At 74.0% G+C, this 16,555-nt stretch carries 18 protein-coding genes; 6 read left to right on the forward strand and 12 right to left on the reverse strand.

Annotated elements, in window-relative coordinates; translation table 11 throughout:
• Window positions 1-124: 124 nt before the first annotated feature.
• Window positions 125-2,131, reverse strand: a complete 2,007-nt coding sequence (thrS, locus tag ABZ783_RS34010) for a threonine--tRNA ligase (RefSeq protein WP_357446098.1) — start codon at window positions 2,129-2,131, stop codon at window positions 125-127.
• 228 nt (window positions 2,132-2,359) lie between these two features.
• Entirely contained in the window at window positions 2,360-3,289 is a 930-nt protein-coding gene (locus ABZ783_RS34015) for an ADP-ribosylglycohydrolase family protein (protein WP_357446101.1), read from the reverse strand.
• A 73-nt stretch (window positions 3,290-3,362) separates the two neighbouring features.
• Here ABZ783_RS34015 and ABZ783_RS34020 point away from each other — a divergent pair, with 73 nt between their 5' ends.
• Both ABZ783_RS34020 and ABZ783_RS34025 read left to right on the forward strand, forming a co-directional pair.
• Window positions 3,363-4,052, forward strand: coding sequence for a response regulator transcription factor (locus tag ABZ783_RS34020; RefSeq protein WP_064448739.1), 690 nt, complete (start codon window positions 3,363-3,365; stop codon window positions 4,050-4,052).
• 29 nt (window positions 4,053-4,081) lie between these two features.
• Window positions 4,082-5,470, forward strand: a complete 1,389-nt coding sequence (locus tag ABZ783_RS34025; RefSeq protein ID WP_357446104.1) for a HAMP domain-containing sensor histidine kinase — start codon at window positions 4,082-4,084, stop codon at window positions 5,468-5,470.
• Window positions 5,471-5,716: 246 nt separating this feature from the next.
• Here the strand turns inward: ABZ783_RS34025 and ABZ783_RS34030 are convergent, their stop codons facing one another.
• Complete coding sequence (locus ABZ783_RS34030; protein WP_357446107.1) at window positions 5,717-6,742, reverse strand: adenosine deaminase; 1,026 nt, start codon at window positions 6,740-6,742, stop codon at window positions 5,717-5,719.
• Window positions 6,739-7,569, reverse strand: a complete 831-nt coding sequence (locus ABZ783_RS34035; protein ID WP_357446111.1) for a trans-aconitate 2-methyltransferase — start codon at window positions 7,567-7,569, stop codon at window positions 6,739-6,741. The genes ABZ783_RS34030 and ABZ783_RS34035 overlap by 4 nt, the downstream gene beginning before the upstream one ends.
• A gap of 84 nt (window positions 7,570-7,653) precedes the next feature.
• Between ABZ783_RS34035 and ABZ783_RS34040 the strand changes: the two genes are divergently transcribed.
• Both ABZ783_RS34040 and ABZ783_RS34045 read left to right on the forward strand, forming a co-directional pair.
• Window positions 7,654-8,637, forward strand: a complete 984-nt coding sequence (locus tag ABZ783_RS34040; protein WP_357446113.1) for an aldo/keto reductase — start codon at window positions 7,654-7,656, stop codon at window positions 8,635-8,637.
• A 91-nt stretch (window positions 8,638-8,728) separates the two neighbouring features.
• Window positions 8,729-8,926, forward strand: coding sequence for a hypothetical protein (locus ABZ783_RS34045; protein ID WP_357446116.1), 198 nt, complete (start codon window positions 8,729-8,731; stop codon window positions 8,924-8,926).
• A gap of 92 nt (window positions 8,927-9,018) precedes the next feature.
• Here ABZ783_RS34045 and ABZ783_RS34050 read toward each other — a convergent pair whose 3' ends face one another.
• The 7 genes from ABZ783_RS34050 to ABZ783_RS34080 form a co-directional block, all read right to left on the reverse strand.
• Window positions 9,019-9,222, reverse strand: a complete 204-nt coding sequence (locus ABZ783_RS34050) for a cold-shock protein (RefSeq protein ID WP_011905669.1) — start codon at window positions 9,220-9,222, stop codon at window positions 9,019-9,021.
• A gap of 290 nt (window positions 9,223-9,512) precedes the next feature.
• Window positions 9,513-9,785: a DUF4235 domain-containing protein gene (locus tag ABZ783_RS34055; protein WP_073839488.1), complete on the reverse strand. Its 273-nt coding sequence runs from the start codon at window positions 9,783-9,785 to the stop codon at window positions 9,513-9,515.
• Window positions 9,782-10,144, reverse strand: coding sequence for a DUF3618 domain-containing protein (locus tag ABZ783_RS34060; RefSeq protein ID WP_357446121.1), 363 nt, complete (start codon window positions 10,142-10,144; stop codon window positions 9,782-9,784). Before ABZ783_RS34060 ends, ABZ783_RS34055 begins: the two co-directional genes overlap by 4 nt.
• Window positions 10,141-10,575 (reverse strand): phage holin family protein, encoded by a 435-nt coding sequence (locus ABZ783_RS34065; RefSeq protein ID WP_357446124.1) that lies wholly within the window; start codon window positions 10,573-10,575, stop codon window positions 10,141-10,143. The genes ABZ783_RS34060 and ABZ783_RS34065 overlap by 4 nt, the downstream gene beginning before the upstream one ends.
• A gap of 286 nt (window positions 10,576-10,861) precedes the next feature.
• On the reverse strand, window positions 10,862-12,055 hold the full coding sequence (locus ABZ783_RS34070; protein WP_357446127.1) for a mechanosensitive ion channel domain-containing protein: 1,194 nt from the start codon (window positions 12,053-12,055) through the stop codon (window positions 10,862-10,864).
• 74 nt (window positions 12,056-12,129) lie between these two features.
• Window positions 12,130-12,951, reverse strand: a complete 822-nt coding sequence (locus ABZ783_RS34075) for a DUF1206 domain-containing protein (RefSeq protein WP_357446130.1) — start codon at window positions 12,949-12,951, stop codon at window positions 12,130-12,132.
• 62 nt (window positions 12,952-13,013) lie between these two features.
• Window positions 13,014-13,379, reverse strand: a complete 366-nt coding sequence (locus ABZ783_RS34080; protein ID WP_357446133.1) for a hypothetical protein — start codon at window positions 13,377-13,379, stop codon at window positions 13,014-13,016.
• Between the two features lie 75 nt (window positions 13,380-13,454).
• Between ABZ783_RS34080 and ABZ783_RS34085 the strand changes: the two genes are divergently transcribed.
• Window positions 13,455-14,681: a cysteine desulfurase-like protein gene (locus tag ABZ783_RS34085; protein ID WP_357446136.1), complete on the forward strand. Its 1,227-nt coding sequence runs from the start codon at window positions 13,455-13,457 to the stop codon at window positions 14,679-14,681.
• A complete protein-coding gene (locus ABZ783_RS34090; RefSeq protein ID WP_357446139.1) occupies window positions 14,678-14,965 on the forward strand; it encodes a GNAT family N-acetyltransferase in 288 nt (95 codons plus the stop codon). Before ABZ783_RS34085 ends, ABZ783_RS34090 begins: the two co-directional genes overlap by 4 nt.
• A gap of 35 nt (window positions 14,966-15,000) precedes the next feature.
• Here the strand turns inward: ABZ783_RS34090 and ABZ783_RS34095 are convergent, their stop codons facing one another.
• A complete protein-coding gene (locus ABZ783_RS34095) occupies window positions 15,001-16,509 on the reverse strand; it encodes a glycoside hydrolase family 3 N-terminal domain-containing protein (protein ID WP_357446142.1) in 1,509 nt (502 codons plus the stop codon).
• Between the last annotated feature and the right edge of the window lie 46 nt (window positions 16,510-16,555).

Genomic DNA, 16,555 nt, shown 5'->3' on the forward strand with positions numbered 1-16,555 from the left:
CACCCCGATCAACCCGGGTGCCTGGTCGCCGGTGCCGGGCACCAGACGCGGCGAATGGCGGTGCCCCGGCATCGGGACTCCGCCATTCGCGGCACGTCACGCCCAGCCGCCGCCGGGCCGGCGATCAGCTCTCCGCCGACGGGCCGGAGTTGGTGCGGGAGTTGACCACGTCGAGCACGTGGGTCACCGCCTCGGCCATCGGCACACCGTTGCGCTGCGAGCCGTCCCGGTAGCGGAACGAGACCGTGCCGGCGGCCACGTCGTCGTCACCGGCGATCACCATGAACGGGATCTTCTGCTGCTGGGCGTTGCGGATCTTCTTCTGCATCCGGTCGGTGCCGGAGTCCACCTGGGCGCGGATCCCCTCCGCGCGCAGCGCGGCCACGAAGCCGTGCAGGTAGTCGGTGTGCTCGTCGCGGATCGGGATGCCGATCACCTGCACCGGCGCCAGCCAGGCCGGGAAGGCGCCCGCGTAGTGCTCGGTGAGCACACCGAAGAAGCGCTCGATCGAGCCGAAGAGGGCCCGGTGGATCATCACCGGCCGCTGCCGGCTGCCGTCCGCCGCCTGGTACTCCAGGCCGAACCGCTCCGGCTGGTTGAAGTCGACCTGGATGGTGGACATCTGCCAGGTGCGGCCGATCGCGTCCTTGGCCTGCACCGAGATCTTCGGGCCGTAGAAGGCCGCGCCGCCCGGGTCGGGCACCAGGTCCAGCCCAGAGGCCTCGGCGGCGCTGCGCAGGGCCTCCGTGGCCTCCGCCCAGTCCTCGTCCGAGCCGATGAACTTCGGCGAGTCGTCCCGGGTGGACAGCTCCAGGTAGAAGTCGTCCAGACCGTAGTCGCGCAGCAGGTCGAGCACGAACGTGAGCAGGGTGGTCAGCTCGCCCGGCATCTGCTCGCGAGTGCAGTAGATGTGCGAGTCGTCCTGGGTCAGGCCGCGGACCCGGGTCAGGCCGTGCACCACGCCGGACTTCTCGTACCGGTAGACCGTGCCGAACTCGAAGAGCCGCAGCGGCAGCTCCCGGTACGACCGCCCGCGCGCCCTGAAGATCAGGTTGTGCATCGGGCAGTTCATGGCCTTGAGGTAGTAGTCCGCGCCCTCCAGCTGCATGGGCGGGAACATCGTGTCGGCGTAGTAGGGCAGGTGACCGGAGGTCTCGAAGAGCTGCGCCTTGGTGATGTGCGGGCTGTTGACGAACTCGTACCCGGCCGCCTCGTGCCGGCGACGCGAGTAGTTCTCCAGCTCCCGCCGGATGATGCCGCCCTTCGGGTGGAAGACCGCCAGGCCCGAGCCGATCTCGTCGGGGAAGCTGAACAGGTCCAGGTCCGCGCCGAGCTTGCGGTGGTCGCGCCGGGCGGCCTCCTCCAGCAGCTTCAGGTACGCCTTGAGCTCGTCCCGGGTCGGCCACGCGGTGCCGTACACCCGCTGCAGCTGCGGGTTCTTCTCCGAGCCCCGCCAGTACGCGGCGGCCGAGCGCATCAGCTTGAACGCGCCGATCAGCCGGGTGTTCGGCAGGTGCGGGCCGCGGCACAGGTCCGACCAGCAGACCTTGTCCTCGGCGGCGGCGAGGTTGTCGTAGATGGTCAGCTCGCCGCCGCCCACCTCCATCACCTGCGAGGAGTCGAGCCCCTCCCCCTTGACGTCGATCAGCTCCAGCTTGAACGGCTCGTTGGCCAGCTCGGCCCGGGCCTCGTCCAGGCTGTTGAAGCGGCGCCGGCGGAACCGCTGCCCGGACTTGACGATCTCCTGCATCCGCTTCTCGAGCTTGGCCAGGTCGTCCGGCTGGAACGGCTTGTCGACCTGGAAGTCGTAGTAGAAGCCGTTCTCGATCGGCGGCCCGATGCCGAGCTTGGCCTCCGGGAAGACGTCCTGCACCGCCTGGGCGAGCACGTGCGCGGTCGAGTGGCGCAGCACGTTCAGCCCGTCCGGCGAGTCGAGGCTCACCGGCTCGACGGCGGTCTCCTCCGCCGGCTTCCAGTCCAGGTCACGCAGCACGCCCTGGGGGTCGCGGACCACCACGATCGCCTTCGGGCCCGTGGTGGGCAGCCCGGCCGCCGCCACCGCGTCGGCCGCCGTCGTCCCGGCGGCGACGACGACGGGGTCGGCCACGACGGGGGTACGGGGTGCGGACACGGTGACTCCTGTCGTCGATGGGTTCGAATGTGCCGGTTACCGGCCCCTGCGATGCTATCGGTCGCCCTTTCCGCACCGTCGGCGACGCCGCGCTGTCCCGATCCGTGGCCGGACGAGTTCGGCCCCCGCGTTGAACCTTTCGCCGCCGGGCGCGAAAGTGGGCGAACCCTGCGCGGGCGGATGGGCGCCAGGCGCGGATCTTGTGGCGCACGGTGGGTGCGGGTGAGGTCAGGTGTGGGCGGGGAGCCAGTCGGGCAGGGGTTCGCGGGCGGCGAGCCAGCCGTCCGGCACCCCGCCCGGCGTGCCGATCCCGGTGTACGCGGCGACCACCCCGCCGACGATCGCCGCCGTGGTGTCCACGTCCCCGCCCGCCTCGACGCAGACCCGGATCGCGGTCGGGTAGTCGCCGAGGTGGGTGGCGGCGACCCAGAGGGTGAACGGGACGGTGTCCTGCGCGGTGACCCGGGAGCCGTTGCCGAGCGCGTCGACCACTGCGGCGGCCGACTGGCCGAGCAGCTTGGCGGCCCGGCGTACGCCCCGGTGGACCTCGCCGGCCGGATCCAGGGCGCCGGCCACCGCATTGAGCAGCCGGGCCGGTTCGGGGCGGTCCCCGTCGAGCCGGGCCCGGGCGGCCAGCGAGGCGGCCACCGCCACCGCGACCGCCCCGGCGATCCCCTCCGGGTGGGCGTGCGTCACCTCGGCGGAGGCGCGGGCCTGGTCGGCGGCGCGGCGGATCGAGTCGGCGTACCAGGCGCCGAGCGGGGCGACCCGCATGGCGGCGCCGTTGCCGCAGGAGCCCTGCCCGTCGAACGCGGACGCGGCGGCCACCGGCCAGGGCGTACCGGTGCGGATCAGCCGCAGGATGGTCACCGCGCCCGGACCGTAGCCGCGGTACGGCTCGCAGTGCTCGGCGAAAGCGAGCGCCAGCCCGTCCGGGTCGATCCGCCCGGTACCGCCCAGCGCGGCCACCACGGAACAGGCCATCTCGGTGTCGTCGGTCCAGGACCACGGCGGCGCGGGCAGCCGGCCGGCGGCGAGGTCCGCCGGGTGCCGGCCGGGGACGAAGAACTGGGAGCCGAGGGCGTCGCCGACCGACAGGCCGGCGAGGGCGTCGCGGGCGAGCGCCAGGCGGGTGTCGGGGAAGAGGGTGAACGTCATCGTCGTCCCAGCTTGCCCGGTTCCCAGATGCGCCGCAACGCGATCAACTTGCCACCCCGAGTACGGTGCTGACGTGGCAACCGTCCTCCTGGTCGAAGACGATCACGTCGTACGCGGCGCCATGCTGCGCTCCCTCACCGACCGGGGGCACGCCGTGCACGCCGTCGGCACGGCGCTGGACGCACTGCGCCGGGTCGCCGCCGAGACACCCGACCTGGTCGTGCTCGATCTCGGCCTGCCCGATCTGGACGGCTCGGACGCGCTGCGGATGCTGCGCGGGATCACCGACGTGCCGATCATCATCGCCACCGCGCGGGACGACGAGCAGTCCGTGGTACGCCTGCTGCGGGCGGGCGCCGACGACTACATGGTCAAGCCGTTCACCGGCGCCCACCTGGACGCCCGGATCACCACGGTGCTCCGCCGGGCGGGCCGGGCCAGCCGTACCGTCGCGCCGGCCGTGCACACGGTGGGTGGCCTGCGGGTGGACGTCGGCGAGCGCAGCGCGGTGCTGGACGGGGAGCCGCTGGCCCTGACCCGTAAGGAGTTCGACCTGCTGGCGTATCTCGCCGCGCGTCCCGGCCGGGTAGTGTCCCGGCGCGAACTCTTGGAGGAGGTATGGCGGCAGCCCTCGGTCGGCGAGGACCAGACCATCGACGTTCACCTATACTGGCTGCGCCGCAAAATGGGCGAGTCCGCAGCGAAGCCGCGCTACCTGCGCACCGTGCGGGGGGTCGGCTTCCGGCTGGTGGCGCCGGACTGAGGCCGGCGCTGGCCTGGCTCACGGCCGGCATGTGCAGCCTCGTCGCGCTCGCCTTCCTCATTCCGCTCGGGATCACCCTCGGCGACCAGGCGCGCGACGACAAGTTGGCCGACGCGGCCCGGCGCAGCGCCCTGGTCACGGGCGCGCTCGCGGCCAGCACCGACCCGGAGGTGGTCCGGCGGGCAGTGGCGGCGGCCGGCGACGAGCGCACGCCACGGCCGGTCGTACACGGGATCGGCGCGGACGAGTCCGGCGGCCGGGCCGACGCCACGGCGCTGGACCGGGCCGGCACCGGGCGCCGCTCGGTGGTCACCGACGTGCCCGGCGGCGTGCTGCGGCTGGACCCGGTGGTGCTCGGCGACAAGATGGCCGTGGTGGAGGTCTTCGTCCCCGAGACGGTGCTCGACGAGGGCTCCGTCGAGCGGTGGCTGCTGCTGTTCGCGGTGGCCGTGGCGCTGGTCGGGGCCGCGGTGATCGTGGTCGACCGGGTGGCCGCCCGCGCGGTGGACGCCACCGGCGAACTGGTCAAGGCGGCGCTCGCGGTCGGCGACGGTGACCTCGGGTCACGGGTCGACCCGACCGGCCCGCGGGAGCTGGCCGAGGCCGGGCATGCGTTCAACCGGATGGCGGAGCGCCTGGTCGCGCTCCGCGCCGACGAGCGCGAACTCGTCGCCGACCTGTCCCACCGGCTGCGTACCCCGCTGACCGCGCTGCGACTGGACGCCGAGGCGCTGGAGTCCGACGACACCAGCATCGGCACGTTCAGCGCGGCGGAGCTGGACCGCCGCCGGGGCATCCGGCGGATCCGCCAGGCGATTGCCACGCTGGAGGGCGAGGTCGACCAGCTGATCAAGACGACCCGCAAGGCGGTCAGCCAGGAGACCGGCCCGGCCACCTGCGACGCCAGCGAGGTGGTCCGGGACCGGATGATCTTTTGGGCGGCGCTGGCCGGCGACCAGAACCGCCCGCACCGGGTGGTCGGGGCGCAGCTGCGCATCCCGGTCCCGGTGCCCCGGGCCGAGCTGGCCGCCGCGCTCGACGCGGTGATCGGCAACGTCTTCCGCTACACCCCACAGGGCACCGCCTTCGAGGTGGCGGTCAGCCGGCGGGACGGGTGGGTGGCGCTGCGCATCGACGACGCCGGCCCGGGCATCGCGAACCCCGACCGGGCGCTGCGCCGGGGCGCCAGCGACCAGGGCTCCACCGGGCTGGGGCTGGACATCGCCAAGCGGGTGGCGCTGCAGGCCAACGGGTCGGTCAGCATCGACCGGGCCCGGCTCGGCGGGGCCAGCGTGGTGATGCTGCTCGCCGACCCCGAGGCGACGCCCCGGCCGGTCAACCGGTTCGGCCTGGTGGGGCGGATGGCGCGGGACGCCCGGGAGCAGAAGACCGGCCGCCGCTGGCGGCGCCCGCGCTGACGCGCTGGTTGTGCGCCGGCGCAAGTCTTCCTTAGGACTGGATTAACGGCGGTCGACTTGCCCTCGTGGGCTGCCAGGATCAGAAGGCGAACCCATCAGTTCCGTCGGCCGGGACGCCCCGTCACACCATCCGGCCGGTGGGGCCGTGCGCGCGGCGGGAGTCGGTCCCCCCACATCCGCTCCCGTCGCGCGCCACTCCCCGTCGCGTCGCACCACCCCGGCTTGACCTGACCGCCGCCGGTGCGCTCAGCGCGTCGCGGTCGCCAGGTACGCGTCGATCTCGCCACTGATCCGGGCCTGCTCCGTGGGCTCCAGGAACGCGGCGGTGACCGCGTTACGGGCCAGCGCGGCGAGCCCGTCCCGGCCGAGATTCAGCAGCCGGGCGGCCACCGCGTACTCGTCGTTGAGGGTGGTGCCGAACATGGGCGGGTCGTCGGAGTTGACGGTGACCAGCACCCCGGCCTCGACGAACTGCGGCAGCGGGTGCTCCTCGATGCTCGCCACCGCCCGGGTGCGGACGTTGGAGGTGGGGCACACCTCCAACGGGATCTGCCGCTCGGCGAGGTAGGTGAGCAGTTCCGGGTCGAGCACGGCGGAGACGCCGTGGCCGATCCGCTCCGCGCCCAGCTCCCGCAGCGCGTCCCAGACGGTCTCCGGGCCGGTGGTCTCGCCGGCGTGCGGCACCGAGCGCAGCCCGGCCGCCCGGGCCTGGTCGAAGTACGGCTTGAACTGCGGCCGCGGCACCCCGATCTCGGGCCCGCCCAGGCCGAAGCTGATCAACCCGTCCGGACGCTGCTCCAGCGCGATCCGCAGGGTCTCCTCGGCGGCCGGCAGCCCCGCCTCGCCGGGGATGTCGAAGCACCAGCGCAGCGCGATGCCGAAGTCCGCCTCGGCCCGCTTGCGGGCGTCCTCGATCGCCTCGCAGAACGCCGGCGCCGGGATCCCCCGCCGCACGTGCGAGTACGGCGTGACGGTCAGCTCGGCGTACCGGACCTGCTGCCGGGCCAGTTCGCGGGCCACCTCGTGGGTCAGGATCCAGACGTCCTCGGGGTCGCGGATCAGGTCCACGACGCTGAGGTAGACCTCGATGAAGTGGGCGAAGTCGCGGAAGGCGAAGTAGTCGGCGAGCCGCTCCGGGTCGGCCGGGACCGGGCTGCGCCCCTCGTGCCGGGCGGCCAGCTCGGCGACGATCCGGGGCGAGGCGGAGCCGACGTGGTGCACGTGCAGCTCCACCTTGGGCAGTCCGGCGATGAACGTGGGCAGGTCGGTCACAGATTCTCCTCGGCGCGGGCGCCGGTACGGGCGACCACGAAGATCCGGCGGAACGGGAAGTACACCTGACCCTGCCGCACCGGGTACGCCTGCGCGAGCCGTACCCCGAGCTCGGCGCGGAAGTCGGCCCAGCCGGCGGCGTCGAGCGCGGCCCGGACCGGGCGCAGCGCCGTCCCCTCCATCCAGCTCAGCACCGGGTGGTCCGCGCCCGCGGCGGCGGGAAGCAGGTGCACGTAGGTAGTTTCCCAGGCGTCGACCGCGCAGCCCGTACCGGCCAGCAGCGCGGCGTAGTCGACCGGGTCGTCGACGGGCGCCTCGCGCAGCAGCGGGGCGAGCGTGTCCCGCCACCGGTCGTGCCCGGCCAGCTCGCGCAGTGACCGGTGCGACGGGGCGGCGAAGTTGCCGGGCACCTGGACCGCGAGCCACGCGCCGGACGGCAGCTCGGCGACCCATCGGGCGAGCAGCTCCTGGTGGCCGGGCACCCACTGGAGCACCGCGTTACAGACGACCACGTCGACGTCCGGCTCTGGCCGCCAGGAGCGCACGTCCCCGACCGAGAAGGTGACCACTTCGGCCAGGGTGCCGGCCGCAGCCAGGCTACGGACCCGGGTCTGGGCGCGGGCCTGCGCGATCATCTCGGCGGAGGAGTCCAGGCCGGAGATCCGGCTGTCCGGCCAGCGGGCGGCGAGGGTCGTGGTCAAGGTGCCCGGGCCACAGCCGAGGTCGACGACCGCGCGGGGCCGCTCCGCCGGGACCCGGGCCAGCAGGTCGTGGAACGGCCGGGACCGCTCGTCGCCATAGCGCAGGTAGGTGCTGGGATCCCACATGACGGCCTCCAAACCGTACGTACGTCTTGCTAGACCCTACGGCCCGCCGCGAGAACCGGCAAGCCGCTCACTAGGCTCTCCGGCGTGGAACACCGCAGCTTCGACCGGCTCGGCCGGCAGGTGGGCATCGTCGGACTCGGCGCCTGGCAGCTCGGCGCCGACTGGGGTGAGGTCAGCGAGAGCACGGCGATGGCCGTCCTCGCCGCCGCCGTGGACGCCGGGGTCACCTTCCTGGACACCGCCGACGTGTACGGCGACGGCCGCAGCGAGCAGCTGATCGGCCGGTTCCTGCGCGAGCGCCCCGGGCGCGGGCTGACGGTGGCCACCAAGATGGGCCGGCGGGTGCCGCAGACGCCGGAGGCGTACACCCTGGACAACTTCCGGACCTGGACCGACCGGTCCCGGGCCAACCTCGGGATGGACACCCTCGACCTGGTGCAGCTGCACTGCCCGCCCACCGCGGTCTTCGCCGACGACCGGGTCTTCGACGCGCTGGACACGCTGGTCGCAGAGCAGCGCGTCGCCGGGTACGGGGTCAGCGTCGAGACCTGCGACCAGGCGCTCACCGCCATCGCCCGCCCCGGGGTGGCCAGCGTGCAGATCATCCTCAACGCGGTCCGGCACAAGCCCCTGGACCGGGTGCTGCCCGCCGCCGCGGCGGCCGGGGTCGGCATCATCGCCCGGGTGCCGCTGGCCAGCGGCCTGCTCTCCGGGCGGTACGACGAGCACACCACCTTCCCCGCGAACGACCACCGCACCTTCAACCGGCACGGCGAGTCGTTCGACGTCGGCGAGACCTTCTCCGGGGTGGACTACGACCTCGGCCTGGCCGCCGTACGCCGGCTCGCGCCGCTGGTCGGCGCCGACCGGACGATGGCCCAGTTCGCGCTCCGCTGGATCCTCGACCAGCCCGGCGTCACCGTGGTCATCCCCGGCGCACGCAACGCCGAGCAGGCCCGGCGCAACGCCGCCGCGGCCGACCTGCCGCCGCTGACCGAGGGGGAGCTGGCCGCCGTCCGCGAGACCTACGACGAGCTGATCCGGCCGCAGGTGCACGGGCGGTGGTGACCCGGCCCGTGGGCGGCGTCGGCGCGGCGTCGCCGCGGACCGCCGCCGGCGGGCATCCTGGAGTCGGGCGGGCGTCGTCGGAGGGGGAACGATGAAAGGCTGGTTCCGGCTCACCCTGGGGCTGCTGGCCGTCGTGCTGGGTGCGGTCTGGACGCTGCAGGGACTGGGCTACGTGGACGGCAGCATGATGACCGGCGAACGGATCTGGGTGGTCATCGGCCCGATCGTCGTCCTGATCGGACTCGTCGTGCTCTGGTACGGGTTGCGGGCCCGGCGCCGGCGTACCTGAACCCGAGGAACGCGTCCAGAGGCGGAAAGCCCCGCGTCCCGGAAGCGGGAAGCGGGGCTTCGTGCCGGCCGGCGCGGCCGGCAATTCGTCGCTCAGAGGGGGCGGACCTGCTCGGCCTGCGGACCCTTCTGACCCTGGGCGATCTCGAACTCCACCCGCTGGTTCTCCTCCAGCGTGCGGTAGCCGCTGGTCTGGATGGCCGAGAAGTGGACGAACACGTCAGCACCCCCGCCGTCGACGGTGATGAAGCCGAAGCCCTTGTCAGCGTTGAACCACTTCACGGTTCCCTGCGCCATGTGTATCTCCTTCTAAAACTGGCGGCCGAGCACGCCGTGCGGCCGGTTGGCCGTTTTCGAGCAGCGGCGCCTGAGGCGGCCCCCGGTGAAGGAGACTTCTCTCAACCCACGCGTCTCTCAACAGCGTGAGACAGCAAACCACGTACGCAAAAACTCTGCACAGCCTACCCGACGAAATTCTCCGACATGTGACCTGACGGTTGTCAAAGGTCCACTGGCCGGGCTGTGCGAGCCGTGCGAAAGGCCCCCTTCCCGCGCTGGCGAAAAGAGGGCCTGCCGTGCGTAACTGATCAGTCGGGCCAGTGGCCGGTGAGCCGGCGTACGCCGACCGCCCCGCCCCGGGCCACCGCCGAGTGGACGACCGCGAAGATGGCCCCCTGCAACGCCGCGGCGGCCAGGATCTCGCCCCAGCCCCGCTCCTCGTCGGTGGCGCTCGGCGCGTCGCCCTCGCCCGCCGTGATCCGCCAGACCTGCCGGAAGATGGCCCCGGCGACCGTACCGGCGGCCACCCCGAGCAGCACCCCGACGGGCTTGTACGCCACCTTGCCGATCCTGTTGCTCACCTACGCCTCCCGCGCACGATCAGCAGCACCACCACGGTCGCCACCGCGCCGGCCGCGACGGCCGCCCAGGGCGCGACCGCCCTGCCCTTCCCGGACGTCCGGGCCCGGGCGAGCCGGGCCTTCCCGGCCGCCTGCTCCCGGGCGAACCGGGACTTCGCCGTCGCCTGCCCGCGCACCCGGGCCACGGCCTGGGCGGCCTGCTCGCGCATGCGCCCCTTCGCCTGCTCGGCAGACTCCCGCAGCCGGGCCTTCACGTCGGCCCGGGCGGCCAGCAGCTCCATCGTCTCACCGAGTTCCACCCGCGTGCGGCGGATCTCCTCACGGAGCGCCTCCACATCGCCGCGTCCGTTGCCGGTCATCCCCGTCTCCCGTCCTTCACCGCGGCGGCGACGGTGTCGACGTCCGCCCGGACACTGCGGACCGTCGCCTCCGGCACCGGTGGGACAGCACGGCTGACCTGCGTCTTGCCGACCAGGGCGAGAACCCCGGCGAGCAGGAAGAGCGCCACCGCCACGATCAGGGCGGCCAGCCACGCGGGCAGGACCAGCGCGAGCGCCAGGATCACCGTGGCGACCAGCGCCCCCGCGCCGTAGAGGGCCATCACCCCGCCGCCGCCGAACAGGCCGATCCCGATGCCGGCGTGCTTGCCCTTGCGGGTGAGTTCCACCCGGGCCAGCGCCAGTTCGTCCCGGACCAGGCGGGAGACCTGCTCGGTGGCCCGCTGGATGAGCTCCGCGGTGGACGGCTCGCTCCCGTTCCGGGACGTGCTGCGACTCGCGACGTCAGCCATGCTGTCCTCCTTTCATCATCCCCGCGCTGTATGCCCGGAGTCGCCGCCCGTCAATCCTGCGCGGAGAACGGCCGGTCGGCCCGGCCGCACACCACCGGACTCCGGGCCGCCGGGATGGCGAGCCCGAGCCGGGGCGTGCGCCGCGGGTCCCCCGAAACACGCCGGACAAACGCAGCGGGCGGAATGTCTTGCGCGGTGGCGACGCCCCGGTGGCTGCCCCCTGGCACCGAGGTCGCCGCCCGCTGACGCGCGGGAGCCCCGACTCCGGGCTCGGGGGCGGGTCCGGTCAGCGGTGGGCGTCGACGGGCTCCTCCGGGCCGACGAAGACCTCGCTGCGGGCCTCGCCGTCGTCGCTGCCGCCGAAGACCCGCGCGTCGTCGGGCACGTCTTCGGGCAGCCGGGGGGCGGGCCGCCGGGACCGCACCGCCTGCCACGGCAGCGCGCCGGAGACGTCGCCCACCTCGGTACGCAGCCGGGGCAGCGCGGCCGGGCGCTGGTCGCGTACCCAGGCCACCAGGTGCTCGCGGACCAGGCAGCGCAGGTCCCACAGGCTGCCGGCGTCGGCGGCGCTGACCAGGGCCCGCACCTTGACCATGCCGCCGGTGGCATCGGTCACCTGGAGTACGCAGACCCGGCCGTCCCACAGCTCGGTGCTCTCGCAGAGCCGGCGCAGTTCCTCCCGCATCGCCTGGACCGGGATCGCCCAGTCCACGTCGAACTCGGCGGTGCCGAGCACGGCCGCCTCGGTACGGGTCCAGTTCTGGAACGGGGTGCGGGTGAAGTAGGAGGTGGGCAGGATCAACCGCCGGTCGTCCCAGATCTGCACCACCACGTAGCTGAGGGTCAGCTCCTCGATCCGGCCCCACTCCCCCTCGACCACCACCACGTCGTCGAGGCGTACCGCGTCGCTGAAGGCGAGCTGGAGGCCGGCGAAGACGTTGCCCAGCAGGCTCTGGGCGGCCAGCGCGGCGACCGCGGCCGCCACACCGGCGGAGGTCAGCACGCCGGCGCCGATGCCCCGGACCGCGGGGAACGTCATCAGCATGACGCCCACGGTCAGGATGACGATCACCGCGATGGTGAGCCGGCGGAGCATCACCACCTGGGTCCGCACCCGGCGGGCGTGCCGGTTGTTCGGCACGTCCACCCGGAACCGGGCCAGCGCGGTGTCCTCGATCACCACCAGCAGCGAGGCGACCAGCCAGGCCGCGGCGACGATCAGGGCCAGCACCAGGACGTGCAGGACGACCTGACGCCACGGGCTGCCGACCGCGTACAGGGTGCCGAAGCGGACGCCGAGCTGCCCGGCGAACACGGTCGCGGCCACCTGGAACGGGCGGTGCGAGTGCTCGGTGAGCTCGGTCATCAGCACCGAGCGCCGGCCCAGCCGGCGGGCCACCCGGTGCACCACCTCGACCAGCAGCAGAGCGGCCGCCGCCGCGGCGAGCGCGGCGACGGCCGTTCCGACGTAGCTCTGCACGGATCTCTCCCCTCCAGCCGGGCATGCTCGGGCAAAGGGCCCATAATGCCCGACGGCCCCGGTATCGACCAGGATCAGACCCGCCGGTATCGGGACTGGAGGAAGCAGTAGATGCCGAAGGCGGCGATGCCGAGCGCCGCGAGGGTGAGCAGCACCGGCCCGTACGACTGGTCCCGCAGGATACGCAGGGCGGCGTCGAGGCCGCGGGCCTTCGCCGGGTCGTACTTGACCGCGGCCACCATGATCAGCAGGCCGGCGATGGCGAAGACCGCGCCCCGGGCGGCGTACCCGGCCATGCCGAGGCGGCGGGCCAGGGTGTGCGCCCTCGGGGTCAGCTGCCCGATCGTGAGATTGCGCTCGAACTTCTTCTTCAGCCCGTACCCGATCATGCCGACGCCGATGGCGGCGAGCACCAGGCCGGCCAGGCCGACCAGCCACCGGCCGCCGGTGCCGGCCATCAGCTTCGCGGTGAGCGCCTGCTGCTGGTCGGCGGCGTTGGCGCTGGCGTCCTGGAAGACCTTGACGGCGGTCCAGGCCAGCCAGCCGAAGACGACGGTACGGACCACGGACGCGATCCGCTCGAAGAGGCGGTCCCGGCCGCGCAGTCTGCGGTGGCCGATGGTCGCCTCGAACGCCTGCCAGAGCGCCATGGCGAACAGGCCGATCGCGATCGCCACCAGCAGGAACTTGCCGAGCGGCTGGGCACCCAGGGTGCGCAGGGCGCCGTTCTGGTTGCCCTCCTCACCGGAGTGACCGAAGGCGATCTGGAGCGCGAGCCAGGCGAAGAGGAGGTGCAGGATCCCGTAGCCGACGAAGCCGGCCCGGGTCAACAGTTCGAGCCACCGGCTGTTGGCGGCCCGGGCGGCGGTGGCGCCGGCGTTCCGGGTGAGTGACATGGCCGCACAATCTCCCGCCGCCATGATCTCCAAACGTCGGCCACCACCGCCCGTGGCCGCGGTCAGCCGTTGGGGTTACGGGCCACCCGGATGGCGACCTGGTCGGCGGTGACGCTGTCCAGGCTCACCTGGAAGCCGCCGGCCTCGGTGGCCTGCTGGCCGGTGGTGAGCGAGAGCTGCTCCCCGGCCACCTCCACGGTCACCTGGTCACCCTGGACGCCGACCAGCTTGGCCTCGATGCCGAGGATGCTGGCGCTGGCCTCGACGCCCCGGTCGAATGTGACCGTGCAGGCGTCCAGGCCGCAGTCGGTGTCGGCGCCCTCGGAGCTGCAACCGGCCAGCAGCGCGACGCCGAGCGCGAGGCCGGCCAGCAGGCCGCCGGCGCGGCGGACGGGGGTCAGTGCGGGGGAAACGTGTCGGTTCGTCACCGTGCCAAGGGTACGAGACGATCGCCACGCCGCCACCGGCGTGTGATCGTTTCCGGCGGGCGTTAGGGTCCCGCCATGCCGTTCGACATCGCCCGCACCCGGGCCGCCTATCCCGCGCTGACCGAGGGCTTCGCCCACTTCGACGGTGCCGGCGGCACCCAGACCGCCCAGCCGGTGATCGACGCGGTCGCCACCGCGATGCGGGCCGCGACGGGCAACCGGAGCAGCGCATTCGTGCCCGGCCGGCGGTCGCTGGAGCTGGTCGCCGCCGCCCGCTCGGCGGTGGCGGACCTGCTCGGCGCGCAGGCCGAGGGGGTGGTGCTCGGGCCGAGCGCCACGGCGCTGACGTACACCCTGGCCCGGACGCTCGGCGCGGGCTGGCGGCCGGGCGACGAGGTGGTCGTCTCCCGGCTGGACCACGACGCCAACGTCCGGCCGTGGGTGCAGGCGGCCGAGGCCGCCGGGGCGAGGGTGCGCTGGGCCGAGTTCGACCCGGCGACCGGCGAGCTGCCCGCCGGCCAGTACGCCGACCTGGTCGGCGAGCGCACCCGGCTGGTCGCGGTGACCGCCGGCAGCAACGCCATCGGCACGGTGCCCGACGTCGCGGCGATCGCCAAGACCGCGCACGCGGCCGGCGCGCTGGTCTGCGTGGACGGAGTCCACGCGGTGCCGCACGGCCCCACCGACCTGACCTCGCTCGGCGCGGACTTCCTGGTCACCAGCGCCTACAAGTGGTCGGGGCCGCACCTGGCGGCGATGGTCGCCGACCCGGACCGCTGGGCGAGGCTGCGGCCGGCGAAGCTGCTGCCCTCCTCCGACGCGGTTCCGGAGCGGTTCGAGTACGGCACGCCGAGCTTCCCGCTGCTTGCCGGGGTGGCCGCCGCGGTGGACCACCTGGCCACTCTGGACCCCACGGCGACCGGCAGCCGCCGGGACCGGGTCCGGGCCGGGCTGGCCGCCGCCCAGGCCCACGAGGAGGCGGTCTTCGAGCGGCTGCTCACCGGGCTGGCCGCGCGGCCTGCGGTCACCGTGTACGGATCCCCGGCCCGGCGCTGCCCCACGGTGTCGTTCCGGCTGGCCGGGCTGGGCCCGGCGGAGACGGCGGCGGGGCTGGGCGCGGCCGGCGTCTGCCTCTCCGCCGGTGACTACTACGCCTACGAGTACTTCCAGACGATGGGGCTGCGGGACAGCGGTGGCGCGGTCCGGGCCAGCGTCTACCACTACAACACGGCCGAGGAGGTGGACCGGTTGCTGGCCGAACTGGACCGGCTGGCCGACAGCGGGGAGACAATGGCCGGGTGAGCTACCTGGTCGAGGACGACCCCGCCAAGCGTCGGTTCGAGATCCTGGTCGACGACGCGCTGGCCGGGTTCACCGCGTACCTGCCGCGCAACGGCGTGCTGGTCCTGACGTACACCGAGGTGGACGAGCGCTACCGGGGCATGGGCGTGGGCGAGGCGCTGGTCCGGGGCACCCTGGACCAGCTCCGCGAGCGCGGTGACCGAATCGTGCCGCAGTGCGCCTTCGTCGCCAGGTTCATCGAACGCCATGTCGAGTACGCCGACCTGGTGGTCGCCGCGCCGTAGGCCCCGACCGGGTGGCCGGCCCGGCCGCGCCCGGATCAGCGGGTGCCGGCGAGGAGTTCGGCGGCGGCGTACCCGGCCGCCCGGGTGGCGCCGTGGGTGGCCACGTGCACCGCGCCGGTGACCAGCTCGGGGACGCCCAGCTCGACCACCACCGCGTCGGGTCGGGCCGCCAGCGCGCGATCCACCGCCGACCGCATCCAGTCGTGCCGGTGCAGGTCCCGCACCACCAGCACCAGGGGGCGGCCGGCCGCCCCGCCGGCCGGGTCGGCCGGGGTGTCGCCCTCGGCGTAGCGGACGGTGGTGGTGCCGGCGACGAGCGCGGTCAGCGGTGCGGCGATCCCCCACGGGGTCTCCGCGCCGATGGCGAGGTTGCGGGGCGGGGCGAACTCCACCACGTGCGCCGGGCCGGCCAGCGGTAGCACCCCGGCCCCGGCCGCCCCGGTGACCACGCGCACCGCCCGGCGCGCGGCGGCCAGCCCGATCGCCGAGCCGTTGCCGGCGTGGGCCACCGGCGGCCGGTCAGCGCGGGCGGCGACCGTCCAGGCGGCGAGCTGGCCGACCCGCTTCGCCGCCTCGGCCAGGCGTTCCTCGGGCAACTGGCCGGCCACCACGGCGGCGACGATGGCGTCGCGCAGCTCCGCCGCGTCCGCCTCGGCGGCCCGCTCCCCGCCCACGCAGATGGCGTCCGCCCCGGCGGCGAGGGCGCGCACGGCCGCCCCGGCGAAGCCGTAGCGGTCGGCGACCGCCCGCATCTCCACCGCGTCGGTCACCACCACCCCCTGGAAGCCCAGCTCATCGCGGAGCAGCCCGCCGAGGATCCGGGGGCTCAGCGTGGCCGGCAGCTCCGGGTCCAGCGCCGGCACCAGCAGGTGTCCGGTCATCACGGCCTGCGCCCCGGCGGCCACCGCCGCCCGGAACGGGGCCAGTTCGACCGCGTCCAGCCGGGCCCGGTCGCCGTCGATGCGGGGCAGGTCGTGGTGCGAGTCGACGTGGGTGTCGCCGTGACCGGGGAAGTGCTTGGCGCAGGCGGCCACTCCGCCGGCCTGGAGTCCGCGTACCCAGGCGGCGGTGTGCCGGGCCACCAGGGTCGGGTGGGCGCCGAACGAGCGGACCCCGATGACCGGGTTGGCCGGGTTGGAGTTGACGTCGGCGTCCGGGGCGTAGTTGAGGCTGACTCCCAGGGCGGCCAGTTCGGCGCCCAGGTCGCGGGCGACCTCCTCGGTCAGCTTCGGGTCGTCGACCGCGCCGAGGGCGAAGTTGCCGGGTCGCGAGCTGCCCCGGGCGGACTCGATCCGGGTGACGTCCCCCGCCTCCTCGTCGATCGCGACGATCACGTCGGGCCGCTCGGCACGCAGCGCCGCGGTCAGGCGGGCGAGCTGGTCGTGGTCGACGACGTTGCGGGCGAAGAGGACCACCGAGCCGAGCCCCGAGCCGAGCCATCGGCGGATCCAGGCCGGCGGGGTGGTGCCGACGAATCCTGGTTGCAGGACGGCCGCGGCGAGACCCGCCAGGTCTCCGGTCGCTCCCTCGATCCGCGCGCTCACACGTACCCCCGTCTCCCCCACGGCCCGCCGCCTCCGGCGGTGGTGT

It is taken from the genome of Micromonospora sp. NPDC047738, assembly GCF_040642675.1.
GTDB lineage: Bacteria > Actinomycetota > Actinomycetes > Mycobacteriales > Micromonosporaceae > Micromonospora.